A 23,613-nucleotide genomic window follows, 5' to 3' on the forward strand; every position below is an offset into this window, starting at 1 on the left:
CTCGTAATTCGAAATTCGGTGGAGGCCTGCCTCGTCACCGTACATTAAAGCAGGGGACGGATAATGCAGGAGCCTGCGCGTAGAGTTCAACTCAGTCTGCTTTGTCGCCGCCCGCCAGGTTCTTCTTCGAGCCGGTCTTGAAGTCGGTCTCGTACCAGCCGCTGCCGCTCAAGCGGAAGCCCGGCATGGACAACATCTTCTTGAGCTCCGGTGCCTGGCAGGCTGGGCAATCGACCAGCGGCGCTGCGCTGATCTTCTGAATGGCTTCCAACTGATGACCACAGGAAGCACATTGATAGTCGTACATGGGCATGGAGATGTCTCGGCGATCAGATCATTACTGCGCCACGCCTGCCCTACGGGTCCGCAGCATGCGTAGCAAAGCGCGGGATTATATCTGGTAAATCGAGGCAGCGCAGCCGGCTTTCTGCCCGGAGCCCTGCCCACCTCGATGGAGGGCCGGCCCCGGAGTCAGTGACTATCCCGATGAATGTGAAGGGTCAACACGCCCCGTCAAGACGTGAACCACACACACCACCCTGACCAACCCACTGAAGTTCTTCACTCCGCCATGACGCAAGTGCACTTCCCGATCGACATAAGACAGCAACGCACTGACCGAACAGGCATTGATCCTGGCCATTTCCGTAAGGATATTCCAATAGATCTGCTCCAGCCGCAGACAGGTGGAAAACCCGTTGAGCCTCACCGACCGGGACAATGGCTTGGCCAGCCCCATATCGAACCCTTTTGAAAAGGGATCGACCTTTATCTTATGAAAACCTCCGGTTTCCATCACTCCATTACCCACTCCGCGTGACATACACCTGACACTCCATTGCCAAACAGCAGCCCATGGGTTGTCCCATTGGGCAATGGCCCTATAAAACAGCAGGTAGCGTCAGGCAGCCAGAAGACGCGGAGTCGATAGACGTAGGACAACGCCAGGAAATGCGCGGAAACAAGCGAGCGGCGCCAGGACGGCGCCACTCAGGGCAAACGTTTACTGATTTTCGAGCAAGGAGCGCAGCATCCACGCGGTTTTCTCGTGAACCTGCATGCGCTGGGTCAACAGGTCGGCCGTCGGCTCATCGCTGACCTTGTCGAGCAGCGGGAAGATGCCGCGAGCGGTGCGAGTGACCGCCTCCTGGCCATCCACCAATTGCTTGATCATCTCTTCCGCGCTGGGCACGCCTTCTTCTTCCTTGATGGACGAAAGGCGGGCATAGATGGAGTAGGCACCCGGCGCCGGGAAACCCAGGGCACGGATACGCTCGGCAATGGAGTCCACTGCCAGCGCCAGTTCGTTGTACTGCTCTTCGAACATCAGGTGCAACGTACGGAACATTGGGCCCGTGACGTTCCAATGGAAGTTGTGGGTCTTCAGGTACAGTACATAGGTATCGGAAAGCAGTCGCGAAAGCCCGTCGACGATGGATTTACGATCTTCTTCACTGATACCGATATCGATTGCCATGTTTATCCCCTTCAATTGACAAGCATTCATTGATCAGGTGCAGGACCACTCTAGCAAGAGTGCCGGTGATGCGCAGCCCGGCGCGGCAATTCGCCCCGGCGAGCCTTGCCGGACGCTGCAATTCAGGCCTTTGAGCCGTACAGAAAATATCCCTGCAAACCGCCGAAAAATCCCGCACCCGTCTAGGACAAGTGTTTGACGCAGAAATGCCATCGCCCTTGCAACACCCCGAAATGCTTGATTTGAGTAGGCACAGCCTTTGCTGTTAAATAGACGGCGTGTCGTCGCCGTTACTTTCTGCGGCAGCGGCATAGGCTGATACCCGCGCACGTGCCCAACGCCTCCCATTGTTCAGAAGCGAACCGTGCCAGTCAGCTCTTCCTTGTGATCCGTCTTAACGTGAGTTAATCAAAATGTTGAAAATCGTCCACCTGCTAACGGGCGTTGCAGCGTTGCTGCTGTCCTTTATACCGAGCTTGCAACAGGGAAGCCCTCCCTACCTGGAACAACACGACGCTCTGTACCTGGCCTTGTTCGGCCTTCTTAACCTGACGCTGGCACCGGTGATCCCTTACTGGAACAAAGGCACGCGTCATCAACTGCAAAACCTGGTCAGCGCGCTGCTGGTACTGACCGTTGTCGTCCAAACCCTTACCCTCCTGGCCCCCATGCCTGAAGTCGGCGGCCACCCGGCCATCCTGCTCAGCCTGGTGATTGCTGTGGTCGCCATTGTTCTTCACCTGGCCATCAGCTTCTACCGTTCGTCCCCTGCGGCCTCGTCGCAAACCTACGACATGACCAATCGGGATACCGGTACCGTCAAGTGGTTCAATACGTCCAAAGGCTTCGGCTTTATTTCCCGTGATTCGGGCGACGATATCTTCGTCCACTTCCGGGCCATTCGCGGCGAAGGCCATCGTGTTCTGGTGGAAGGCCAGCGCGTGGAATTCTCCGTCATGAATCGCGACAAAGGCCTGCAGGCCGAAGACGTGATCGCTGCACTGCCGCGTCGCTGATACCGGCCTTCGCAGCAAAAAAAAACCCGCGACCCAGCCTGGCTGGATCGCGGTTTTTTATTACACGGCTATTAATAGTGAGGCGGCGGCGCTTCTTCTTCGGAGGTTTCGAACTGGCCGCCCATTTCTTCCTGGCGTTTGAGCAGCGCGGTCATCTGCAGTTGCAGGCGCTCGACGGCCCGCTGCTGGGTAACGAGGATGTCATTGAGGGTCTCGATGGTGTCGTCCTGAAAGGCCAGGCGGCTTTCCAGGTCGGTGACGCGGTCTTGCAGATCCATGATTCAGCCCTGGATAAAAATGAAGTCTGCGGGCAACAGCTCGCGCAGGCGGGCGCGGATGGCCGCCACGTGTTCATCAGTATAAGGCTGCGCCGGATGTTTACCCCATACCGGCGCCGGCCAGGCGGCATCGTCGCGCTTGCGCACGATGACATGCACATGCAACTGGCTGACCACATTGCCCAGGGCACCGATGTTCATCTTGTCAGCCGCCAGCCCTTCATTCAGCCGTTGCGCCAAAGCCGTCGTCTCTTGCCATAACTGCTGCTGATCGGCGACATCCAGTTGAAACACTTCGCTGATACCGTTGATACGCGGCACCAGGATGAACCAGGGGTAGTTCGAGTCATTGGACAGCAGCAGGCGGCACAGGGGGAAATCCCCAATGACCAGCGTGTCTTGTTGAAGGCGTTGATCTAAAGCGAACACCGCAGGCACTCCGTTCGGCAGGTCAGGTTCAAGGCGCCAGCATACCTGCGAATCGCGAACGCTTCACGCCAACCCATGCGCGCCCCGTCAGGGCCGAGTGAAAAAAGTGCACCATTTAGAGACAAACGCATATTTCGACTACGCTCAAACACCAATCCTGCTGTGAACAGCCGAACCCTGATCAAAAGATTACGACGAGACCCGCGACACAGAGGCCTCACAAAGCAAGGCATTGAGCCATCATCGCATTCAGGAGACAGCCGGGGGCCTGCACCAAAATGACCCATTCATGCCTCAAAGAGATCCGCCGATTACCCACTGATCGGGGTGAACCGGTAACGTTTTTCCCAGGTTCAGGATTTATGCACCACAAACCCAAGACGGCAAGCGTGCGTCAGGCCCAAACCAATCGGCGTAAAAACCCCGTGCTTATGCGGTTTTCACGAAGCCTCGACGTTTTTCACGAAAAAATGACATTCGAATTTCGGTTTGGGCACGCTTGCTGCATTCATCCGTGCATAGTCGGCAACGGCACCGGTAGGGAAGCGGGTGTTTCGCGATGAAAAACAGCAGCGGTTCAATGCGCGCCACGGACGATTTCAAACTTTGAAAATAACGTTTTTTGCGTTCTTTTAACGGTCTGGAAACAGTATTGAAGTTGTCAGCCTCGTTACAGTGAGGCTGTGAATTTGCGACATGGATATAGCAATCTACGACAAGCTCGTAAAGAAGCTGAAAGGAAAGTTGGGCAAGTATCGCCAATATTGTCAGCGTGATATAACTTTGCGCCGACACAAAAAGAAAGAGCCGCCCAGACAAAAATACAGGTGGGACGGCAGTACTCTTCCTAAAACCAAAGGAGCAAATCACGATGCGCGTGATGAAGTGGAGCATGATCGCCCTGGCTGTTTCAGCAGGCACTACGCAGTTCGCAATGGCGTCCTCCCAGGACGATTCCAAGGGCTTTGTTGAAGACAGCACTTTCAGCATCAACACTCGCGCTCTGTACTTCAGCCGCGACTTCCGCAACAACCCGTCGGGCCCAGGCTCCCAGAGCCGTGCCGAAGAATCCGGCCTGGGCTTCAATGCCCTGTATTCCTCGGGCTTCACCCAAGGCACCATCGGTGTCGGTGTTGACGTGATTGGCCTGCTGGGCGTCAAGCTCGATAGCGGCAAGGGTCGTGCCGGTACCGGTCTGTTCCCAACCGGTTCCGACGGTCGTTCGCAAGACGATTACTCCAAAGGCGGCGGCGCCGTTAAGTTCCGTATCTCCGATACGGTCCTGAAAATCGGTGACCAGTACACCACAGCCCCTGTGTTTGCATCCGATGACAGCCGTCTGCTGCCAGAGCTGCCACAAGGTATCTCCATCACCAGCAGCGAAATCAAGGGCCTGAAACTGGAAGGCGGTCACTTCACCTCCAGCGTCGCACAGAGCCAGACCTACCGTGACAGCCTGGGCCTGACCAAGACCGACTTTGTCGGTGGCGTCTATTCGTTCACCCCGGAACTGACGGCTAGCCTGTACTACGCTCGTACCGAAGACTACTTCCGCAAAATCTACAACAACATCAACTGGACCCATGCGCTGAGCGACGATCAGTCGTTTGCACTGGACTTCAACATCTACGACACGAAGAGCATCGGCGAAGGCCTGCAACGCGCTGAAAAAGACAGCGATCTGCCGTTCGCAGAGCGTACCAAGCTCGACAACCGTGCGTTCAGCTTGCAAGGCGCGTACACCATTGGCGCTCACACCTTTACCCTGGCAGCCCAGAAAGTTACCGGCGACGGCGACTACGGCTACGGCGTAGACGGCGGCGGCACAGTGTTCCTGGCCAACTCCATCGCCCGTTCCGACTTCAACGCCGAAGGCGAGAAGTCCTACCAGGCGCGTTACGACATCAACATGGCAACCTTTGGCATTCCTGGCCTGAGCTTCATGACTCGTTACGTGACCGGTAGCGGCGCCAACACCGCCACTACCTCGAACGGTAAAGAGTGGGAACGCGATATCGAAGCCAAATACGTGATCCAGAGCGGCCCGGCCAAAGACCTGAGCCTGCGTGTACGTCAAGCGACCTATCGTTCGTCTGATGGCGTGTACTACGGTTCGTCGTCGATCGACGAACTGCGTCTGATCGCGCAATACCCGCTGAACATCTTGTAATTGACAGTTTGATTACAACGATGACTTAAGGCTTCGGCCTTAAACAAAAAGCCGCTCCTTTGTTTAACAAGGGAGCGGCTTTTTTATTGCTGTATTGTTTCAGCACCACAATAACTAGCAAGCTAACTAACGAGCTTGAAGCTTGCACCTTGAACCTGACCTAACGGCCAAGTTCAAGACGGTTACCTTAGATTACTTGGCAGCTGTTTCCTGCATCACACGAATAACCCGCTGCGGAAATGGAATATCAATTCCCGCCGCTTTCAAGCGATCACGTGCAAGTTCGTTCAACATGAACACCACGTCCCAATAATCCGCCGTCTTGGTCCAGCAACGCAGGGAGACGGTAATCGAACTGTCGCCCAACGTCGAAACCACCGCCACAGCGGCCGGGTCTGCCAATACGCGTGGGTCTTTGGCCAGCTCCAGCAGCACTTCACGGGCTTTCTGCAGGTCGGCGTCATAGTCGACACCGACGTCAAACACCACCTTGCGGGTCGGCTGACGGTTGGTGTTGGTGATGAGACCATTGGACAGGCTGCCGTTCGGGATGATCACAGTCTTGTTGTCGCCGGTGCGCAACACGGTGTGAAAGATCTGGATGCTGTCGACGGTACCGGAGGTGCCCTGGGCTTCGATCCAGTCACCAATGCGGAACGGGCGGAACAACAGGATCAGCACGCCGCCGGCGAAGTTCGCCAGGCTGCCTTGCAACGCCAGGCCGATGGCCAGGGTGGCGGCACCGATCGCAGCCACGAACGACGTGGTTGCCACGCCGATCATCGAGGCCACGTTGACCACCAGCATGACTTTGAGCGCAATGTTCGCAAGGCTGGTAATGAAGTGTTGCAGCGCCAGGTCCGCGTTACGCAGTGCCAGCAAACGCCCCACTCGGTGGGTCAACACGTTGATCAGCCACCAACCGATGGCCAGGGTGACCACCGCCAGCAAAAACCGGCTGCCGTATTCCATGATCATCGGTAACCAAGACTCCGAGGTCTTGATCAGGTGATCCACTTCAGCGTTCAAATCCATCTACATTCTCCTGTTTACCGGATGTTCGGCGTATTGAGTGGCCATAAAATGCAATTGAGCCCCGTAGGGCTCAATCGTGGGCGCAGGTTCTGGGGCGTGGGACGTCAAAAACGTCCACAGGTTCCCCAAGTGCCATCAGTCGCGGAAGTTATTGAACTGCAGCGGCATGTCGAAGGTCTTGGCGCGCAGGGCGGCGATGGCCTCTTGCAGGTCATCACGCTTCTTGCCGGTGACGCGAACCTGCTCACCCTGGATCGCGGCCTGGACTTTCAGCTTGGCGTCCTTGATGTGGGCGACGATCTTCTTCGCCAGCTCCTTGTCGATGCCTTCCTTGAGGATGGCTTCCTGCTTCATCAGCTTGCCGGAGGCGTAGGCGTCCTTGATTTCAAGGCACTGCGCGTCGATCTTGCGCTTGACCAGCGACAGCTTGAGGATCTCGATCATCGCTTCCAGCTGGAAATCGGCTTCAGCGGTCAGGTTGACGGTCAGTTCCTTTTCCTTGAATTCGAAGCTGCCCTTGCCTTTCAAGTCATAGCGACGGTCCAGTTCCTTGACGGCGTTCTCGACGGCGTTGGTGACTTCGTGTTTGTCCAGTTCGGATACCACGTCGAACGAAGGCATGTCATTTCTCCAATATAAGGGGCGGGCTCAGTAGAGATGGAGCGCGCCCGAGCTAAAATGCCGGGGCATTATAGCGGTTCTTTCGCCGCGTTCACTGTGAGCGACCCCAAGGAGCACAAACAGATGTCGACCACCTGGCATATTCTCGGCGCCGGCAGCCTGGGCACACTCTGGGCCACTCGCCTGGCGCGCGCGGGCGTGCCCGTCCGGTTGATCCTGCGTGATGAAGCACGCCTGGCCAGCTATCAGGCAGCCAACGGGCTGACCCTGGTGGAGCAAGGCGTTGCATACACCTACCCGGTGATCGCAGAAACACCTGGCAGCCTGGCGCCGATTCATCGCCTGCTGGTGGCGTGCAAGGCCTACGACGCCCAAGGCGCCGTCGCACAGTTGCAACACCGGCTCGCGCCGGATGCCGAGCTGATCCTGCTGCAGAACGGTCTCGGCAGCCAGGATGCAGTCGCCGCGCAACTGCCCCAGGCCCGCTGCATTTCTGCCTCCAGCACTGAAGGCGCCTTTCGCGATGGCGACTGGCGTGTCGTGTTTGCCGGCCATGGCTACACCTGGCTGGGCGACGCGAGCCACCCTACCCCGCCGCTGTGGCTGGATGACTTGCACGCCGCGGGCATCCCCCACGATTGGAGTGCCGATATTCTCACGCGGCTATGGCGCAAGCTGGCACTCAATTGCGCCATCAACCCGCTGACCGTGCTGTACCGGTGCCGCAATGGAGAACTGCAAACCCATCATTGCGAAGTCGCCACCCTTTGCGCAGAACTGGCTGAACTGTTGCATTTCTGTGGCCAACCCGCTGCCGCGCTGGATCTGCAACACGAAGTGGAGCGGGTAATCCAGGCCACGGCCGCCAACTTCTCATCCATGTACCAGGACGTGGCCGCCGGCCGGCGCACCGAAATCAGCTACCTATTGGGCTATGCTTGCCAGGCGGCTGCCCGTCATCAGTTGAACCTGCCGCATCTGCAACAGCTGCAAGTACGCTTGGTCGAGCAGTTGCTTGCACGCGGATTGCCCCGCGACTGAGCCACGCGCTACCCTGCCCGCCTGTCTATCACCTGGGAAAACCCTGATGCCGCTGCGCCAGCGTCTTGAAAACCTACCGGTCGGGCAGAAACTGCTGGCCGCCCTGCTGGTGCTGTTGACCACCGTACTGCTGGTGGCCAACCTGACCTTTATCAGCGCCGCCTACTGGATCTCCCAGGAAAGCATGGCCCCTCAGGCGTTGCAGGCCATTGGTCGCCTGGTGTCCAACCCCGCGCTCGCCGCCGAAGCCCTCGAATCGCCCGCCAAGGCGCAAGCCCTGCTCAATGAGTTGACCAGTTACTCCCCCTTGCGCGCTGCCGCCCTCTACGACGGTGAAGGCAACCGCCTGGCGCAGATGCAACACGGCGACCGCCTGCACCTGCCCGACAACTACCGGCATATCGAAGCCTGGCGCGTCACCGAGTTTCGCAGCAACCAGATCATTACCCTGCCCCGCGCGGGCCAGCCGTCCGGGCATCTGCTGCTGGTGGCGAGCAGCGAGCTGCCGGTGGCGTTTTATACCGGCACACTCACGGCCAGCCTGGGCATTCTGATTTTCAGCGTGCTGTTGTGGTTGATCATTGCCCGCCAGATCAAACGCCTGATCACCCGGCCGATCCACGAACTGGAGGAGTTGTCGCGCCAGGTCACCCGCGAAGAGAACTACGCCCTGCGCGCCGGCCGTGGCAACCACGACGAAATCGGCAGCCTGGCCGAAGCCTTCAACACCATGCTGTCGCGCATCGAAGCCCGCGAGCAGCAGCTCAAGCGCGCACGCGATGACTCCCAGGCCGCGTATGACCAGGCACAAGGCCTAGCCGAAGAGACGCGCCACACCAACCGCAAGCTGGAACTGGAAGTCCAGGTTCGCAGCAAGATCGAGAAAAAGCTCACCGGCTTCCAGAATTACCTGAACAGCATCATCGACTCGATGCCCTCGGCACTGATCGCCCTGGATGAACAGCTCTACGTCACCCAATGGAACCAGGAAGCCAGTGCGCTTTCCGGCACTCGCCTGGATGAAGCCCTGAACCAGCCGATCTACCTGGCCTTCCTGCCACTCAAGCCCTACTTGCCGCAGATCAGGGCAGCGGTCGAGCAACACACCGTGGAGCGGATCGAGCGGGTTACGTGGTTCAAGGACGACGAGGCCAAGCATTACGCGCTGACCTTCTACCCACTGATGGGCGGCGCCGGGCGTGGCGTGGTGATCCGAATCGATGACATCACCCAACGGCTGTCCCTGGAAGAAATGATGGTGCAATCGGAGAAAATGCTCTCCGTGGGCGGTCTGGCCGCTGGCATGGCCCACGAGATCAACAACCCGCTGGGGGCGATCCTGCATAACGTGCAGAACATCCGCCGGCGCCTGTCTCCCGACCTGCCCAAGAACCTGGAACACGCTGAGCAGGCCGGCATCTCGCTGGAAACGGTCAACCGCTACCTGCAAAGCCGCGAGGTGCCGCAACTGCTCGATGGCATCCAGCAAGCCGGGGCGCGGGCGGCAAAAATCGTCACCCATATGCTCAGCTTCAGTCGCCGCAGCAACCGGCAGATGGCGCCGTGCGACCTACCGGCGCTGATCGACCAGGCGGTGGAAATCGCCGGTAACGACTTCGACCTGGCCATCGGCTTTGACTTCAAGGGCCAAGCGATCATCCGTCAATTCGATCCCCAGCTCGGCCCGGTCCCCGGCACCGCCAACGAGTTGGAACAGGTACTGCTCAACCTGCTGAAAAACGCTGCCCAGGCTATCCACCAACGTGAAGACGACAGCGAGCCAGGGCGTATCATCCTGCGCACCCGCCTGAACCCGCCGTGGGCGGAGATACAGGTGGAAGACAATGGCATCGGCATGAGCGAGAACGTGCGCAAGCGCACCTTCGAGCCATTCTTCACCACCAAGGAGATCGGCCAGGGCACAGGGCTTGGGTTGTCAGTGTCGTACTTCATCATCACCAACAACCACAAGGGCCAGATGGAGGTACATTCCACCTTGGGCCAGGGCACCTGCTTCACCTTGCGCCTGCCACTGGCCGGCAGCCAACTGCCGCCTCACGACCTTACCCAACTGGAGCAATGACCATGGGCTTTCGCCTGTCGAAGATCTACACCCGCACCGGCGACAAGGGCGAGACCGGCCTTGGCGACGGCCGCCGCGTGCCCAAGGACCACCCACGGGTGGAGGCGATTGGTGAGGTGGATACACTGAACAGCCAGTTGGGCTTATTGCTGGCCAGCCTCGAAGAACAGAGTGGCAAGCATCCGGAGTTGAGGGATGTGATCGAGGTGCTTACACCTTGCCAGCATCGTTTGTTCGACCTGGGTGGTGAACTGGCAATGCCGGTGTACAAAGCGTTGAACGCTGCGGAAGTGGATCGACTGGAAGCGTCGATCGATCGTTGGAATGAGGAAGTGGGGCCGCTGGAGAACTTCATCCTGCCCGGTGGTTCAGCATTGATCGCCCAGGCTCACGTGTGCCGCAGCGTGGCGCGAAGTGCGGAGCGACGGTGTCAGCAGTTGAATGCGATTGAGCCGCTGGAAGGCGTCGGGCTGGCGTACATCAATCGACTTTCGGATTTATTGTTTGTGGCGGCCAGGATAATCGCCAAGCGCCAGGGGGTAGCCGAGGTTTTGTGGCAGGCGGCAGCGAAGCCACATTGATAATTTGGTGGTGACTGATTTGGCCTCATCGCAGGCAAGCCAGCTCCCACACTTGAACGTATTCACAAATCAAATGTGGGAGCTGGCTTGCCTGCGATGGGGCCCGTCAGAACCGCATCAAACTTCAGGCCAGAACGCGCGAATGCCCGCGACACCCTGAGCCCCAACTTCCCAAGCCTGCTTTCGCTCGGCGGGCCCAACCCCGCCTAACAGAAACACCGGCTTGCTGAACCCACGGATCAACTCTGCCGCCTGCTCCCATCCCAGTGGCTGCGCATCGGGGTGAGTCTGGGTCGGCTGCACCGGCGACAGTGTGACGAAATCCACGTCCATCATTTCTGCCAGTGCCAACTCTTCTGCGTTGTGGCAAGACGCCGCCAACCAACGATCTTTAGGAAGCGGTCGACCTTTGCTCGCGTATTTACGCAGTTGCGCCGAGGTCATGTGCCAACCGGCCGAAGGAAAATCCCCCAGCCACTCGAACGGCCCCTTGAGCATCAACTGGGCCTTACCCGCGCACAGGCCCACTGCATCCACGGCCAGGTCACGGTACTTGGGGTCGTAGCCGTTGGGCGCACGCAGTTGCACCAGCTTGATGCCGCCGGCTATAGCTTTCTGGATACCCCGCAGTAACGTAGGGGTTTCCAGTTCGCCAGGGGTGATCAAATACTCAGCCGGCAAGCGCGCAGCCGCGACGATCGGCGCGTTGGCCGCCGGGAACTCGTAGTTGAGCAGATCCCGCGGGGCCACCCATTCCAGCGGTTGCCCTTCGACACCATGGGGTTCTCCGGTAAAGGCCGAGACTTCCCAGACATCCAGCAACACCTGCTTGTCCGGGTAGTCATGCTGCACCTTGATCAGCGGCCGCGCGGTGGTGACCTGGATACCCAGCTCTTCCTGCAATTCGCGGGACAGCGCGCTGGCGACCGACTCATCGGCCTCCACCTTGCCACCGGGAAACTCCCAGAGACCGCCCTGATGCTGGGTATCGGCGCGGCGCGCCAGCAGGATCCTGCCGTCGACACCGCGGATCACCGCTGCTGCTACATGCACTCGTTTCACCGCGCTTTTCCTCTTGGCTATCAGGTACGGTATTCCGCGTTGATCTTCACGTACTCGTGGGACAGGTCGGTGGTCCAGATGGTTTCGCTGCACTCGCCGCGACCCAACTCGATACGGATGGTGATTTCTTCCTGCTGCATCACCGCCGAGCCCTGGGCTTCGGTGTACGTCTCGGCACGGGCGCCACGGCTGGCGATGCACACGTCACCGAGGAACACGTCGATCTTGCTCACGTCCAGGTCCGGCACACCAGCACGGCCGACGGCGGCCAGGATACGGCCCCAGTTCGGGTCCGAAGCGAACAATGCGGTCTTGATCAGCGGCGAGTGAGCCACGGTGTAGCCCACATCCAGGCATTCCTGGTGATTGCCGCCGCCGTTGACTTCCACGGTGACGAACTTGGTCGCGCCCTCGCCGTCGCGCACGATGGCCTGGGCCACCTCCATGCACACGTCGAACACCGCCTGCTTCAACGCCGCGAACAGCGGACCACTGGCTTCGGTGATCTCCGGCAGGTTGGCCTGGCCGGTGGCGATCAGCATGCAGCAATCGTTGGTCGAAGTGTCGCCATCGATGGTGATGCGGTTGAACGACTTGTTGGCGCCGTCCAGGATCAGGCTGTGCAGCACGTCGCGGGAGACTTTGGCGTCGGTGGCGATGTAACCGAGCATGGTCGCCATGTTCGGGCGAATCATGCCCGCGCCCTTGCTGATGCCGGTCACGGTGACGGTCACGCCGTCGTGCACGAACTGGCGGCTCGCGCCTTTTGGCAGGGTGTCGGTGGTCATGATGCCGGTGGCGGCCGCTGCCCAGTTGTCCACAGACAGGTCGTCCAGCGCGGCTTGCAGTGCGCCTTCGATTTTCTCGACGGGCAGCGGCTCACCGATCACGCCAGTGGAGTACGGCAGCACTTGGCTGGCGTCCACGCCGGTCAACTGGGCCAGCTTGGCGCAGGTGCGCGCGGCCGCCACCAGGCCCGGCTCGCCGGTACCGGCGTTGGCATTGCCAGTGTTGGTCAGCAGGTAACGGATGTTGCCGGCCACGCGCTGCTTGGCCAGGATCACCGGCGCTGCGCAGAACGCATTGAGGGTGAACACACCGGCGACGGTCGAGCCTTCGGCACAGCGCATCACCACCACATCCTTGCGCCCTGGGCGCTTGATGCCGGCCGAAGCGATACCGAGCTCAAAACCGGCAACCGGGTGCAATGTGGGCAAAGGACCAAGACCAACAGCCATGAATGCGCTCCTTAAAAATAGGTGATGTCTGTGCCGTCGTGATCGACGGTGAAATTAATGGCAAAACGCCGCGACGGCAGAGGCCGGTCGCGGCGCAGGGTGTTGCAGCGTCAGGCAAAAATCTTAGTTGATTTCGCCGTGGCAGTGTTTGAACTTCTTGCCCGAACCGCACCAGCACAGTTCGTTACGGCCCAGCTTCTGATCGTTGCGCACCGGGGTTTGAGCCAGGGCCACATCGGCCTCTTCGCCCAATACCTCAGGGGCTTCCAGGCCTGGCGCTTCGTCGTGCTGGAACTGCATGCGCGCAGCCAGTGCCTCGGCTTCCTGACGCAGGCGAGCTTCTTCCTCGATCGGGTCTTCGCGACGCACCTGAACGTGGGACAGCACGCGAATAGAGTCGCGCTTGATCGAATCCAGCAGCTCGGAGAACAGCGTGAACGACTCGCGCTTGTACTCCTGCTTCGGGTTCTTCTGGGCGTAGCCACGCAGGTGGATACCGTGACGCAGATGATCCATGGTCGACAGGTGATCTTTCCACAGGTCGTCCAGCACGCGCAGAACGATCTGCTTCTCGAACGTGCGCAGTGCCTCGGCACTCGCCTGCTCTTCTTTCTCGTTGTACGCGGCCAGCAGTTCGGCCATCAGTTTTTCGCGCAGGGTCTCTTCGTACAGGTGATCGTCTTCGTCCAGCCATTGCTGAACCGGCAAGTCGACACCGAAATCGCTTTTCAACGCGGCTTCCAGGCCGGCCACATCCCACTGCTCCGGCAGGGATTGTGGCGGGATGTGTGCGCTGACGGTGGCGTTGAGCACGTCCTGACGGAAGTCAGCGATGGTCTCGCCAATGTTGTCGGCGGCCAGCAACGTGTTACGCATGTGATAGATCACTTTACGCTGTTCGTTGTTGACGTCATCGAACTCGAGCAGTTGCTTACGAATATCGAAGTTGCGGCCTTCCACCTTGCGCTGGGCTTTCTCGATGGCGTTGGTCACCATGCGGTGCTCGATCGCTTCACCGGACTGCATGCCCAGGGCCTTCATGAAGTTCTTCACCCGATCAGAGGCGAAAATGCGCATGAGGCTGTCTTCCAGGGACAGGTAGAAGCGGCTGGAGCCGGCGTCACCCTGACGGCCGGCACGACCACGCAGTTGGTTGTCGATACGGCGCGATTCGTGACGCTCGGAGGCGATCACCTGCAAGCCACCGGATTCCAGCACGGCCTGGTGGCGTTTCTGCCAATCGGCCTTGATCTGGGCGATCTGCTCTGGCGTCGGGTTGTCCAGGGAAGCCACTTCCACTTCCCAGTTGCCGCCCAACAGGATGTCGGTACCACGACCGGCCATGTTGGTGGCGATGGTCAGCGCGCCTGGGCGACCGGCCTGGGCGATGATCTCGGCTTCTTTTTCGTGGAACTTGGCGTTGAGGACCTTGTGCTCGATGCCTTCCTTGTTGAGCAGGTTGGACACGTGCTCGGAAGTCTCGATGGTGGCGGTACCCACCAGGATCGGACGACCCTGGGCCATGCCGTCCTTGATGTCGTTGATGATGGCCGCGTATTTCTCTTCGGCCGTCAGGAACACCAAGTCGTTGAAGTCTTTACGCGCCAACGGCTTGTTCGGCGGAATGACCATCACGGCCAGGTTGTAGATCTGGTGGAACTCGAACGCTTCGGTGTCGGCCGTACCGGTCATGCCGGACAGCTTGTTGTACAGACGGAAGTAGTTCTGGAAGGTGGTGGAAGCCAACGTCTGGCTTTCAGCCTGGATGTTGAGGTGTTCCTTGGCTTCGATGGCCTGGTGCAGGCCTTCGGACAGACGGCGACCCGGCATGGTACGACCGGTGTGCTCGTCGACCAGCACGACCTGGCCGTCCTGCACGATGTATTCAACGTTGCGATGGAACAGCTTGTGGGCGCGCAGGCCGGCATACACGTGGGTCAACAGGCCCAGGTTGTGCGCCGAGTACAGGCTTTCACCCTCGGCCAGCTCGCCGATCTGGGTCAGCATCTCTTCGACGAACTGGTGGCCGGCTTCGTTGAGTTCGACCTGGCGGGTCTTCTCGTCGATGCTGAAGTGACCTTCTTTGGTCACAACGCCTTCCACTTCCTCGATGTGCTGCTCCAGGCGCGGGATCAACTTGTTGATCTCGGTGTACAGGCGCGAGCTGTCTTCGGCCTGGCCGGAGATGATCAGCGGGGTACGGGCTTCGTCGATCAGGATGGAGTCGACTTCGTCGATCACGGCAAAGTTGAGTTCGCGCTGGAATTTTTCTTCCATGCTGAACGCCATGTTGTCGCGCAGGTAGTCGAAACCGAATTCGTTGTTGGTGCCGTAGGTGATGTCGGCAGCGTAGGCGGCGCGCTTCTCTTCCGGCGGCTGGAACGGCGTCACGACGCCGACGGTCAGGCCGAGGAATTCATACAGCGGGCGCATCCAGTTGGCGTCCCGGCGAGCCAGGTAGTCGTTCACCGTCACAACGTGCACGCCCTTGCCGGACAGCGCGTTGAGGTAAACGCCCAGGGTTGCCACCAGGGTCTTGCCTTCACCGGTGCGCATTTCGGCAATCATGCCTTCATGCAAGGTCATGCCACCGATCAACTGCACGTCGAAGTGGCGCATGCCCATGACACGCTTACCGGCTTCACGGGCGACCGCAAAGGCTTCGGGAAGCAGCTTGTCGAGGGTTTCACCTTTGGCTATGCGGGCCTTGAACTCTTGGGTCTTGGCGCGCAATTGCTCGTCCGAAAGGGCAACCATCTGCTCTTCGAAGGCATTGACCAGCTGCACCGTCTTGAGCATGCGTTTGACTTCGCGCTCATTCTTGCTTCCAAAAAGTTTCTTTAACAAAGGCGCAAACATATCGGCAGGTTCTTCCACACATAGGGATGGAGGGCGCACCGTCAGTGGCCCGAGCAGCCCTCACGGCCGCATGCGAACGCGCATTCTACCCGGATTCGTGGGTGAGGAAAGTGGCGTTGTTCCCCGATGCTGGCATGGTGCTGTGAGAGGGCTTGTTTAAAATAAGGGCTTTTGCTGGAACTTCAACCCATGGAGCGTAGAAGTTACCAATTGATTTCACGCAGAAAACCCCATGGCTGCATGGTGTCGGGGCCTGCAGGCGCTTTCTGCTAAGATGGCCGCTCTGTTACTTAAGGTGTCCAATAATGGCATTTCGCCCCCCGACAGCCCGCGCTCCCAGCGTGTTGCTTCGCGATGCCAAGCCGCTGAAAGCCATCTTTGGCCATGCGCAACGCTTGGAACATCTGCAACGCCTGCTCGAAAGCCAGCTGCAGCCGGCCGCACGCGAACACTGCCGCGTGGCGTCCTGGCGTGAAGGTCACCTGCTGCTGATTGTCACGGATGGTCACTGGGCAACGCGTTTACGCTACCAGCAAAAGCGCCTGCAGCGTCAACTAATGGCCTTTGATCAGTTCGCCGGCCTGACGCGCATCCAGTTCAAGGTCCAACCGCCCACCACCCTGCCTGAGGTGGCGGTGCATGCCCATGATCTGTCGGCAAATGCGGCCGAAACCATTCAGGCAACGGCCGACGGGATCACTAACCCAGGCTTGCGCGCGGCGCTCGAAAGGCTGGCAGCCCACGCCAAGCCCAAGCCCTGACCTGCTATTTGCGCTTGCTACCGCCCAACAGCGACCCCAACAAGCCACGCACCAGTTGCCGCCCCATCTGATTGGCGGCTTGCTGCATCGCAGACTTCAGCGCCTTGCCCGCAGCGGTGCCCAGGAAAGCCCCGGCCTTGTCGGTGAAACTCGGCTCTTCGCTGGCAGGCTTGGCTTCCTCGGTCGGCCCCAGTTCCTTGCGTGACATCAGCACTTCATAAGCGGATTCCCGGTCGATCGGCTTGTCGTAACGCCCCTGCAACGGTGAACTGGCCACCAGCGCCGTGCGTTCAGCGTCGCTGAGCGGCCCGATCCGCGATTGCGGTGGGGCGACCAATACGCGCTGGACGACTTCCGGCGTGCCCTTTTCCTGCAGTGTGCCGACCAGAGCCTCACCCGTGCCCAACTCGGTCAACACCGACAAGGCATCAAATGCCGGGTTTGGCCGGAAACCGTCCGCCACGGCGCGCAGGGATTTCTGTTCCTTGGTCGTGAACGCCCGCAAGCCATGCTGGATGCGCAGGCCAAGTTGGGCCAGCACGCTGTCCGGCAGGTCGCCCGGGGATTGGGTGACAAAATACACACCAACGCCTTTGGAGCGAATCAGGCGCACCACCTGTTCAAGACGCTCTTGCAGCGCCTTGGGCGTGTCGGCGAAGAGCAAATGCGCTTCATCAAAAAACAGCGCCAGCAGCGGTTTGTCGGCGTCACCACGCTCGGGCAGTTGCTCGAACAATTCCGCCAACAACCAGAGCAGGAACGTTGCGTACACCTTCGGCGCCTCGTGCACCAGACGGCTGGCGTCCAGCAAGTGGATGCGCCCGCGTCCGTCGCCGGTGGGCTGCAAGATGTCTTCCAACTGCAGGGCCGGCTCACCAAACAAGGCTTCGGCGCCCTGCTGTTCCAGCACTGCCAGGCGACGCAGCAGCGCCTGGCTGGAACCGGTGGTCATCAGCGCCGCGTCTTCGCCCAGCAATTGCGGGTGATAACGCAGGTGGTTGAGGAGCGCCTTGAGATCCTTGAGATCCAGCAGCAACAGGCCTTCGCGATCCGCCACCTTGAAGGCCGCATAAAGAGCCGACTGCTGGCTGTCGGTGAGTTCCAGCAGGCTGCCGAGCAGCAATGGGCCCATTTCGCTGATGGTGGTGCGCAATGGATGACCGGACTGCCCGTGGATATCCCACAGCGTGACCGGGTAAGCCTTGGCCGTGTAATTGAGGAAGGGCATGCCGGCGATACGCTCGGCAACCTTGCCCTGTGGATTCGCCGCGGCCCCCAGACCGCACAGGTCACCCTTGATGTCTGCGGCAAACACTGCCACGCCGGCATCACTGAAGGCTTCCGCCAGGCGTTGCAATGTGACGGTCTTGCCCGTGCCGGTGGCGCCGGCGATCAAACCGTGACGGTTGGCCAGGCGCATGGCCTGGGCAATAGGCTGGCCGGACAGGTCGGCGCCGATAAGCAGTTGCGAGGAATCAGGCATTTCGTCACCCATGGTTAATCTTTAGTGTCGCCAGGTCGATACAGGCTTATGTGAGACCCACAAAGTCCAAAAATAGGTCAGATAGTTCCTACAGGGACCCACAGAGCTATCACAAGAAGTATCACACCTTTTTTGACGCTGCCATTTTGCGCATCCCATAAGGACGCGCTTCGGATATTAAGACCTTAGCGGACCCTACAAGCCATGAACAAAAATCTGCGCTTCAGCCACAAAATCCTGCTTGCAGCCTCCCTTATCGTCATCGCCGCTTTTGCGTTGTTCACCCTCTATAACGACTACCTGCAACGCAACGCCATTCGCGACGATCTCAACAACTACCTGCATGAAATGGGGGATGTCACCGCCAGCAACATTCAAACCTGGCTCACCGGCCGCATTGCCCTGGTGGAAAACGCCGCGCAAAACATTGCCATCAACCCCGAGCCTTCCGTGGTTGCCGGCCTGCTGGAACAGAAAGCCCTGACCTCTTCATTCATGGCCACCTACGTCGGCGACAGCAAGGGCGCCTTTACCATCCGCCCTGACACCAAGATGCCAGAGGGCTTCGACCCGCGTGTACGGCCCTGGTACAAGGGCGCCCAGAGCAGCAACGGCTCAACCTTGACCGAACCCTATATCGATGCGGCCACCGGCAAGCTGATCATTTCCGTTGCCACTCCCAGTACCCAGGGCACCCAGAGCATCGGCGTGGTCGGTGGCGACCTGAGCCTGCAAACCCTGGTGGACAACATCGGCGCGTTGAACTTCGGCGGCATGGGCTATGCGTTCCTGGTCAGTGCCGATGGCAAAGTATTGGTGCACCCGGACAAGAACCTGGTGATGAAGACCCTGGCCGACGTGTACCCGAAAAATACGCCGAAGATCAGTGCAGACTTCAGCGAAACAGAGGCCAACGGCAAGGACACTATCGTGACCTTTACGCCGATCAAGGGCCTGCCCTCGGTGAACTGGTACCTCGGTATTGCAGTAGATAAAGACAAATCCTTCGCCATGCTCAGCGAATTCCGCACCTCGGCGGTCATTGCCACGCTCATTGCCGTGGTCATCATCATCGCCCTGCTCGGCATGCTGATCCGCATCCTGTTGCAACCGCTGCACGTGATGACCCGCGCCATGCAAGACATCGCCGATGGCGAGGGCGACCTGACCCGCCGCCTGACGATCCAGAATCACGATGAATTCGGCACGTTGGGTAACGCCTTCAACCGGTTCGTGGAGCGTATTCATACGTCGATCCGCGAAGTGTCCTCTGCCACCGAGCAGGTCAATGAGGTAGCCCTGCGAGTGGTGAGTGCGTCCAACTCGTCAATGGTCAACTCCGACGAGCAGGCCAACCGTACCAACAGCGTCGCCGCCGCCATCAATGAACTGGGGGCCGCGGCCCAGGAAATCGCGCGCAATGCCGCGCAAGCCTCCCATCAGGCCAGCGACGCTCGGCAGTTGGCTGAAGACGGCCAGCAAGTGGTGGAGCGCAACATCAAGGCGATGAACCAACTGTCCGCGATGATCAGTGCTTCCAGCAGCAATATCGAGGCGCTCAATAGCAAGACGGTGAATATCGGCCAGATTCTCGAGGTGATCACCAGCATTTCCCAGCAAACCAACCTGCTGGCACTCAACGCCGCCATTGAAGCGGCCCGTGCCGGGGAAGCCGGGCGCGGTTTTGCAGTGGTCGCGGATGAAGTGCGCAACCTGGCGCATCGCACTCAGGAATCGGCGCAACAAGTGCAGAAGATGATCGAGGAGCTGCAAGTCGGCGCCCGGGAGTCGGTGAGCACCATGAGTGAAAGCCAGCGTCACAGCCTCGACAGCGTGGACATCGCCAACCTGGCCGGTGAACGCCTGAACAGCGTGACCCAGCGCATCGGCGAGATCGATGGCATGAACCAGTCAGTCGCCACCGCCACGGAAGAACAAACCTCTGTGGTGGAGTCGATCAACATGGACATCACCGAGATCAATACCCTTAATCAGGAAGGCGTGGAAAACCTGCACTCCACCCTACGCGCCTGCTCCGACCTGGAGCAGCAAGCCGCGCGATTGAAACAACTGGTGGGCAGTTTCCGGATCTGAACCCGGCAGGCGATTACTGGCCCTCGGGCTCGGCGTTGCCCTGCTCACGCTCCCACAACTCGGCGGCACCGGGAAAATCGGTGCCGTCCTCGCTGTCCAGGTCATCCGGATCAAATCGACTCAGGCACCCCTCCCCCAGTGTCGCCGGGGCTTTGGAAGTGGCTTTGTCCAGCGGATCACTCATCGCTCAATCCTCATCGACACGCAAAGAAAAAGGGCCTGGAACGATTTAACGCCCAGGCCCTTCATTCTTCAATCACAACCTGTCGGTCAGAATACGACCGTCTTGTTGCCGTGCACCAGCACGCGGTCCTCCAGGTGATAACGCAGGCCACGGGCCAGCACCATCTTCTCGACGTCACGACCGAAACGCACCATGTCTTCAATGCTGTCGCTGTGGCTGACACGCACCACGTCCTGCTCGATGATCGGGCCGGCGTCCAGCTCTTCGGTGACGTAGTGGCAAGTGGCGCCGATCAACTTCACGCCACGCAGGGAAGCCTGGTGATAAGGCTTGGCACCCACGAACGAAGGCAGGAAGCTGTGGTGAATGTTGATCACCTTGCCGGCGTATTCGCGGCACAGTTCCGGGGGCAGGATCTGCATGTAGCGCGCCAGCACCACGACGTCGGCTTCGTGCTGCTTGACCAGACGGGAGACCTCGGCGAACGCCGGCTCCTTGTCCTGCGGGTTGACCGGCACGTGGTAATACGGGATGCCATGCCACTCGACCATGCTGCGCAGGTCGTCGTGGTTGGAAATCACGCACGCGATCTCGCAGTCCAGCTCATCACTGTGCCAGCGGTGCAGCAAATCGGCCAGGCAGTGGGATTCGCGGCTGGCCATCAACACCACGCGTTTTTTCTGCTCGGTGTCGGTGATGTGCCAGGTCATCGAAAACTCTTCGGCGATCGGCGCAAAGGCCTCGCGGAAGGCCTCGAGGCCGAAGGGCAGCGTATCGGCACGGATCTCATGACGCATGAAGAACCAACCGCTGAGATTGTCCGAGTGATGACTTGCCTCGGTGATCCAACCGTTGTGGGAAGCCAGAAAGTTACTGACTTTGGCAACGATGCCAACCCGGTCCGGGCAAGCAATCACCAGCCGAAAAGTGCGCATTAGGGGGAAACTCCAGAACTTCGCAAAGGCCGCCATTCTAGCGATTGCGCAGGAAAACTGCAGTATTCGTTAACGCTTATTCTGATCGCCGGCCGCAGCCTTGCCCCTTAATAGCCTATGGTTTTACCACCTTTATATGAATCTACTGCGTCACCCCGTGGCTGTTCCACGCATTTCAAGGAGATTATCTTTAGGTCTACGCCCTAGTAATTAACTCGAATGCATAGCAATACTACAAACATTCAAAGTAATTCACATAAATGCGACCTTAAATGTTTACTTGGGGAAACCGCCTGACTATTATTGGGCCACTATCCCTGTCAATCAGCGCTCTACATAAGGTAGTCCACATGTCTCTGATCAACGAATACCGTGCCACCGAAGAAGCTATCAAAGAGCTGCAAGCCCGTTTGAAGAACCTGTCCCAAGACGACAAACTGCAAACCGAGCTGGAATTCGAAGGCAAATTGCGCACCCTGATGGGTGAATACTCCAAATCCCTGCGTGACATCATCGCGCTGCTGGATCCAGAGTCGAAAGTTAAAGCACCACGCGGCGCCGTGAAAACTACCGGCACCAAGCGTGCTCGCAAGGTCAAGCAATACAAAAACCCGCACAACGGCGAAGTGATTGAAACCAAAGGTGGCAACCACAAAACGCTGAAAGAGTGGAAAGCCAAGTGGGGCGGTGACGTGGTTGAAGGCTGGGCTACCCTGCTGGGCTAAGCCTCGCCGGGCTTGCGCCTGATACGCGACACATTGAAAAACGCCAGCCTGCTGGCGTTTTTTATTGCCTGTCTAATGCTGTGAAAAGCGACTACAGATTCATCCGTGCGGCCAGTGAGTGCGCATATTCCTGCCATTGCTCCAGCACCCCACGCTGAAACGGCGTCGCACTAACCGCACACTCCTGCCAGGCCTGGTTAAATGCCTCAAGGGTATTCGGCGCGCCCCATTCCGGGTTCGACAAACGTTGCTGACAAAAAAGTTTCCAGCGTTGTTGCTCATCGCTGTTCAAGGTGTCGGGGAAGTTACGTGCGCGGTAGCGAAACAATAATTCAGGCAAGCGCTGATCATCAAAAGGCCACTGCTGGCGCGCTAATTGCGCAGGCTCGGCCGCCCGGACTTGTTCGCATAAACGTCGATCACGGTCTCCGATAAAACCGTCATACAGCTGTTGCTCCGGGTCGGCATTCGCCGCGAAATCTTCTTCGGCGTAAATGGCCGCTAACTTATCGCGCCAAAGTTCCTGTGCGTCAGTTAGCCGCAGCGCCCGCTCCTGATAAATAGTCATGTCCAAGTGCAGACGTTCACGGTCTTCTGCCCGCAGCACATTCAAGGGAGCAACCACGGGGCACCGATTGATATGCACCAATTTGAGCGGTACCGGCAGTTCGCCCTCGGCCAGATCGTCACGGCGGGTGTAAAGGCGTTGGCGCAAGGCCTCCGCGTCCAGATCCAGCAGCCCTTGCGGATCGAGCCCGAGATCGCAGACGATCAAGGCATTGCGATTGCGCGGGTGCCACGCCAGCGGCAGCACAACCCCCAGGTAATGACGCTCGGCGGAAAAACGCCCGGAGATATGCACCATCGGTTGCAGCAAGCGCACCTGGTCCATCACCCGTTGTTTGCTGCGTAGCTGAAACAGCCATTCATAGAGCTTGGGTTGTTTCTCACGAACCCGTCGGGCCAACGCAATCGTGGCGCGCACGTCAGATAACGCATCGTGCGCCTGGCCATGATCGATACCGTTGGCTTCGGTCAGGCGCTCCAGCTTGAGCGTGACGCGCCCGTCCTGCTGCGGCCATTCAATGCCTTCGGGGCGCAAGGCGTAGGCGGTACGCACCACGTCGATCAAATCCCAGCGGCTGTTACCGCCCTGCCATTCCCGCGCGTAAGGATCGAAGAAGTTGCGGTACAGGCTGTAGCGCGTCATTTCATCGTCAAAGCGCAGGGTGTTGTAGCCGGCGCCACACGTGCCCGGAGCGGCCAGCTCGGCGTGCACCCGGGTCATGAAGTCGGCCTCGGCCAGGCCTTTTTCCGCGAGTGTCGCGGGGGTGATCCCGGTAATTGCGCAGGCGGCGGGGTGAGGCAGGATATCGTCGCTGGGCTGGCAATAAAGATTGACCGGTGCGCCGATCTCATTGAGTTCGAGGTCCGTGCGAATTCCGGCTACCTGCAGTGGGCGATCGTTACGCGGGTTGATGCCGGTGGTTTCATAGTCGTACCAGAAAATGGAGGTCACGGGCTATTCCTGTACTGAAGAT

23 protein-coding genes and 1 pseudogene are annotated in these 23,613 nt (G+C 59.2%); 9 read left to right on the forward strand and 15 right to left on the reverse strand.

The features are described from left to right. Positions 1-91 precede the first annotated feature (91 nt). The 3 genes from BM70_RS0103760 to BM70_RS0103770 all read right to left on the reverse strand — a co-directional run bounded on the left by BM70_RS0103760 (position 92) and on the right by BM70_RS0103770 (position 1,477). A complete protein-coding gene (locus BM70_RS0103760) occupies positions 92-313 on the reverse strand; it encodes an FmdB family zinc ribbon protein (RefSeq protein WP_010208103.1) in 222 nt (73 codons plus the stop codon). Positions 314-478: 165 nt separating this feature from the next. Further along, complete coding sequence (locus BM70_RS0103765) at positions 479-823, reverse strand: ribbon-helix-helix domain-containing protein (RefSeq protein WP_025854765.1); 345 nt, start codon at positions 821-823, stop codon at positions 479-481. Positions 824-1,003: 180 nt separating this feature from the next. Further along, positions 1,004-1,477, reverse strand: a complete 474-nt coding sequence (locus tag BM70_RS0103770; protein WP_025854766.1) for a Dps family protein — start codon at positions 1,475-1,477, stop codon at positions 1,004-1,006. Positions 1,478-1,890: 413 nt separating this feature from the next. On the opposite strand from BM70_RS0103770, the gene BM70_RS33825 reads away from it, so the two are divergent. After that, positions 1,891-2,493 (forward strand): cold-shock protein, encoded by a 603-nt coding sequence (locus BM70_RS33825; protein ID WP_025854767.1) that lies wholly within the window; start codon positions 1,891-1,893, stop codon positions 2,491-2,493. 71 nt (positions 2,494-2,564) lie between these two features. On the opposite strand, the gene BM70_RS0103780 is transcribed toward BM70_RS33825, so the two are convergent. The 3 genes from BM70_RS0103780 to BM70_RS32980 form a co-directional block, all read right to left on the reverse strand. Then, a complete protein-coding gene (locus BM70_RS0103780) occupies positions 2,565-2,771 on the reverse strand; it encodes a SlyX family protein (RefSeq protein ID WP_015885618.1) in 207 nt (68 codons plus the stop codon). Positions 2,772-2,774: 3 nt separating this feature from the next. After that, positions 2,775-3,200: an HIT domain-containing protein gene (locus BM70_RS0103785; protein ID WP_025854768.1), complete on the reverse strand. Its 426-nt coding sequence runs from the start codon at positions 3,198-3,200 to the stop codon at positions 2,775-2,777. A 429-nt stretch (positions 3,201-3,629) separates the two neighbouring features. Beyond that, complete coding sequence (locus BM70_RS32980) at positions 3,630-4,094, reverse strand: hypothetical protein (RefSeq protein WP_155952118.1); 465 nt, start codon at positions 4,092-4,094, stop codon at positions 3,630-3,632. Here BM70_RS32980 and BM70_RS0103790 point away from each other — a divergent pair. Continuing rightward, positions 4,072-5,370, forward strand: coding sequence for an OprD family porin (locus BM70_RS0103790; RefSeq protein ID WP_025854769.1), 1,299 nt, complete (start codon positions 4,072-4,074; stop codon positions 5,368-5,370). The two genes, BM70_RS32980 and BM70_RS0103790, sit on opposite strands and share 23 nt — an antisense overlap. Positions 5,371-5,562: 192 nt before the next feature. Here the strand turns inward: BM70_RS0103790 and BM70_RS0103795 are convergent, their stop codons facing one another. Together BM70_RS0103795 and BM70_RS0103800 are read right to left on the reverse strand one after the other, a co-directional pair. Next, complete coding sequence (locus BM70_RS0103795) at positions 5,563-6,405, reverse strand: mechanosensitive ion channel family protein (RefSeq protein WP_025854770.1); 843 nt, start codon at positions 6,403-6,405, stop codon at positions 5,563-5,565. Positions 6,406-6,540: 135 nt separating this feature from the next. Continuing rightward, positions 6,541-7,026 carry a YajQ family cyclic di-GMP-binding protein gene (locus BM70_RS0103800; RefSeq protein ID WP_010208088.1) on the reverse strand — a complete coding sequence of 162 codons (486 nt, stop codon included), beginning with the start codon at positions 7,024-7,026 and terminating at the stop codon, positions 6,541-6,543. A gap of 123 nt (positions 7,027-7,149) precedes the next feature. On the opposite strand from BM70_RS0103800, the gene BM70_RS0103805 reads away from it, so the two are divergent. Genes BM70_RS0103805 through BM70_RS0103815 form a run of 3 tightly spaced genes read left to right on the forward strand, consistent with a single transcriptional unit; the run spans position 7,150 to position 10,731 of the window. Continuing rightward, the gene (locus tag BM70_RS0103805) at positions 7,150-8,067 is read left to right on the forward strand and encodes a putative 2-dehydropantoate 2-reductase (RefSeq protein WP_025854771.1); all 918 of its coding nucleotides are present in this window, start codon (positions 7,150-7,152) and stop codon (positions 8,065-8,067) included. Between the two features lie 46 nt (positions 8,068-8,113). Continuing rightward, positions 8,114-10,150, forward strand: coding sequence for an ATP-binding protein (locus tag BM70_RS0103810; RefSeq protein WP_025854772.1), 2,037 nt, complete (start codon positions 8,114-8,116; stop codon positions 10,148-10,150). Between the two features lie 2 nt (positions 10,151-10,152). Further along, a complete protein-coding gene (locus BM70_RS0103815) occupies positions 10,153-10,731 on the forward strand; it encodes a cob(I)yrinic acid a,c-diamide adenosyltransferase (RefSeq protein ID WP_025854773.1) in 579 nt (192 codons plus the stop codon). Positions 10,732-10,848: 117 nt separating this feature from the next. On the opposite strand, the gene BM70_RS0103820 is transcribed toward BM70_RS0103815, so the two are convergent. The 3 genes from BM70_RS0103820 to secA all read right to left on the reverse strand — a co-directional run bounded on the left by BM70_RS0103820 (position 10,849) and on the right by secA (position 15,890). Further along, positions 10,849-11,793 carry a Nudix family hydrolase gene (locus BM70_RS0103820; protein WP_025854774.1) on the reverse strand — a complete coding sequence of 315 codons (945 nt, stop codon included), beginning with the start codon at positions 11,791-11,793 and terminating at the stop codon, positions 10,849-10,851. A gap of 20 nt (positions 11,794-11,813) precedes the next feature. Further along, on the reverse strand, positions 11,814-13,031 hold the full coding sequence (gene argJ / locus BM70_RS0103825) for a bifunctional glutamate N-acetyltransferase/amino-acid acetyltransferase ArgJ (protein ID WP_025854775.1): 1,218 nt from the start codon (positions 13,029-13,031) through the stop codon (positions 11,814-11,816). 123 nt (positions 13,032-13,154) lie between these two features. After that, the gene (gene secA / locus BM70_RS0103830) at positions 13,155-15,890 is read right to left on the reverse strand and encodes a preprotein translocase subunit SecA (RefSeq protein WP_025854776.1); all 2,736 of its coding nucleotides are present in this window, start codon (positions 15,888-15,890) and stop codon (positions 13,155-13,157) included. Between the two features lie 305 nt (positions 15,891-16,195). Between secA and BM70_RS0103835 the strand changes: the two genes are divergently transcribed. Beyond that, positions 16,196-16,651 carry a DUF721 domain-containing protein gene (locus BM70_RS0103835; protein WP_025854777.1) on the forward strand — a complete coding sequence of 152 codons (456 nt, stop codon included), beginning with the start codon at positions 16,196-16,198 and terminating at the stop codon, positions 16,649-16,651. A 4-nt stretch (positions 16,652-16,655) separates the two neighbouring features. On the opposite strand, the gene BM70_RS0103840 is transcribed toward BM70_RS0103835, so the two are convergent. Continuing rightward, positions 16,656-18,134 (reverse strand): helicase HerA-like domain-containing protein, encoded by a 1,479-nt coding sequence (locus BM70_RS0103840; RefSeq protein WP_025854778.1) that lies wholly within the window; start codon positions 18,132-18,134, stop codon positions 16,656-16,658. A gap of 204 nt (positions 18,135-18,338) precedes the next feature. Between BM70_RS0103840 and BM70_RS33870 the strand changes: the two are divergent. Continuing rightward, a pseudogene (locus BM70_RS33870) lies at positions 18,339-19,370 on the forward strand (cache domain-containing protein); the annotation flags it as partial. Positions 19,371-19,463: 93 nt separating this feature from the next. Next, positions 19,464-20,228, forward strand: coding sequence for a methyl-accepting chemotaxis protein (locus BM70_RS33875; RefSeq protein WP_371262107.1), 765 nt, complete (start codon positions 19,464-19,466; stop codon positions 20,226-20,228). A gap of 13 nt (positions 20,229-20,241) precedes the next feature. Here the strand turns inward: BM70_RS33875 and BM70_RS33285 are convergent, their stop codons facing one another. Together BM70_RS33285 and purU are read right to left on the reverse strand one after the other, a co-directional pair. Then, on the reverse strand, positions 20,242-20,412 hold the full coding sequence (locus BM70_RS33285; RefSeq protein WP_177326527.1) for a hypothetical protein: 171 nt from the start codon (positions 20,410-20,412) through the stop codon (positions 20,242-20,244). An 86-nt stretch (positions 20,413-20,498) separates the two neighbouring features. Next, positions 20,499-21,347 carry a formyltetrahydrofolate deformylase gene (purU, locus tag BM70_RS0103855; RefSeq protein WP_015885632.1) on the reverse strand — a complete coding sequence of 283 codons (849 nt, stop codon included), beginning with the start codon at positions 21,345-21,347 and terminating at the stop codon, positions 20,499-20,501. A 350-nt stretch (positions 21,348-21,697) separates the two neighbouring features. Here purU and mvaT point away from each other — a divergent pair, with 350 nt between their 5' ends. After that, positions 21,698-22,072, forward strand: a complete 375-nt coding sequence (mvaT, locus tag BM70_RS0103860) for a histone-like nucleoid-structuring protein MvaT (protein ID WP_005790963.1) — start codon at positions 21,698-21,700, stop codon at positions 22,070-22,072. A gap of 91 nt (positions 22,073-22,163) precedes the next feature. Here the strand turns inward: mvaT and sbcB are convergent, their stop codons facing one another. Further along, complete coding sequence (sbcB, locus tag BM70_RS0103865) at positions 22,164-23,591, reverse strand: exodeoxyribonuclease I (protein ID WP_025854780.1); 1,428 nt, start codon at positions 23,589-23,591, stop codon at positions 22,164-22,166. Positions 23,592-23,613: the final 22 nt, after the last annotated feature.

The organism is Pseudomonas sp. CHM02, from assembly GCF_000612585.1.
In the GTDB taxonomy this organism is placed as follows: domain Bacteria; phylum Pseudomonadota; class Gammaproteobacteria; order Pseudomonadales; family Pseudomonadaceae; genus Aquipseudomonas.

Bases quoted from the DNA above. Each gene is read 5' to 3' on its own strand.
- purU (WP_015885632.1), bottom strand. From the start codon at position 21,347: ATGCGCACTTTTCGGCTGGTGATTGCTTGCCCGGACCGGGTTGGCATC.
- BM70_RS32980 (WP_155952118.1), bottom strand. From the start codon at position 4,094: ATGCTCCACTTCATCACGCGCATCGTGATTTGCTCCTTTGGTTTTAGG.
- BM70_RS0103790 (WP_025854769.1), top strand. From the start codon at position 4,072: ATGCGCGTGATGAAGTGGAGCATGATCGCCCTGGCTGTTTCAGCAGGC.
- BM70_RS0103810 (WP_025854772.1), top strand. From the start codon at position 8,114: ATGCCGCTGCGCCAGCGTCTTGAAAACCTACCGGTCGGGCAGAAACTG.
- secA (WP_025854776.1), bottom strand. From the start codon at position 15,890: ATGTTTGCGCCTTTGTTAAAGAAACTTTTTGGAAGCAAGAATGAGCGC.
- BM70_RS0103800 (WP_010208088.1), bottom strand. From the start codon at position 7,026: ATGCCTTCGTTCGACGTGGTATCCGAACTGGACAAACACGAAGTCACC.
- BM70_RS0103805 (WP_025854771.1), top strand. From the start codon at position 7,150: ATGTCGACCACCTGGCATATTCTCGGCGCCGGCAGCCTGGGCACACTC.
- argJ (WP_025854775.1), bottom strand. From the start codon at position 13,031: ATGGCTGTTGGTCTTGGTCCTTTGCCCACATTGCACCCGGTTGCCGGT.
- BM70_RS0103795 (WP_025854770.1), bottom strand. From the start codon at position 6,405: ATGGATTTGAACGCTGAAGTGGATCACCTGATCAAGACCTCGGAGTCT.
- BM70_RS0103760 (WP_010208103.1), bottom strand. From the start codon at position 313: ATGCCCATGTACGACTATCAATGTGCTTCCTGTGGTCATCAGTTGGAA.
- BM70_RS0103835 (WP_025854777.1), top strand. From the start codon at position 16,196: ATGGCATTTCGCCCCCCGACAGCCCGCGCTCCCAGCGTGTTGCTTCGC.
- BM70_RS33285 (WP_177326527.1), bottom strand. From the start codon at position 20,412: ATGAGTGATCCGCTGGACAAAGCCACTTCCAAAGCCCCGGCGACACTG.
- BM70_RS33875 (WP_371262107.1), top strand. From the start codon at position 19,464: ATGGTCAACTCCGACGAGCAGGCCAACCGTACCAACAGCGTCGCCGCC.
- BM70_RS0103815 (WP_025854773.1), top strand. From the start codon at position 10,153: ATGGGCTTTCGCCTGTCGAAGATCTACACCCGCACCGGCGACAAGGGC.
- BM70_RS0103840 (WP_025854778.1), bottom strand. From the start codon at position 18,134: ATGCCTGATTCCTCGCAACTGCTTATCGGCGCCGACCTGTCCGGCCAG.
- BM70_RS33825 (WP_025854767.1), top strand. From the start codon at position 1,891: ATGTTGAAAATCGTCCACCTGCTAACGGGCGTTGCAGCGTTGCTGCTG.
- BM70_RS0103765 (WP_025854765.1), bottom strand. From the start codon at position 823: ATGTCACGCGGAGTGGGTAATGGAGTGATGGAAACCGGAGGTTTTCAT.
- mvaT (WP_005790963.1), top strand. From the start codon at position 21,698: ATGTCTCTGATCAACGAATACCGTGCCACCGAAGAAGCTATCAAAGAG.
- BM70_RS0103770 (WP_025854766.1), bottom strand. From the start codon at position 1,477: ATGGCAATCGATATCGGTATCAGTGAAGAAGATCGTAAATCCATCGTC.
- BM70_RS0103780 (WP_015885618.1), bottom strand. From the start codon at position 2,771: ATGGATCTGCAAGACCGCGTCACCGACCTGGAAAGCCGCCTGGCCTTT.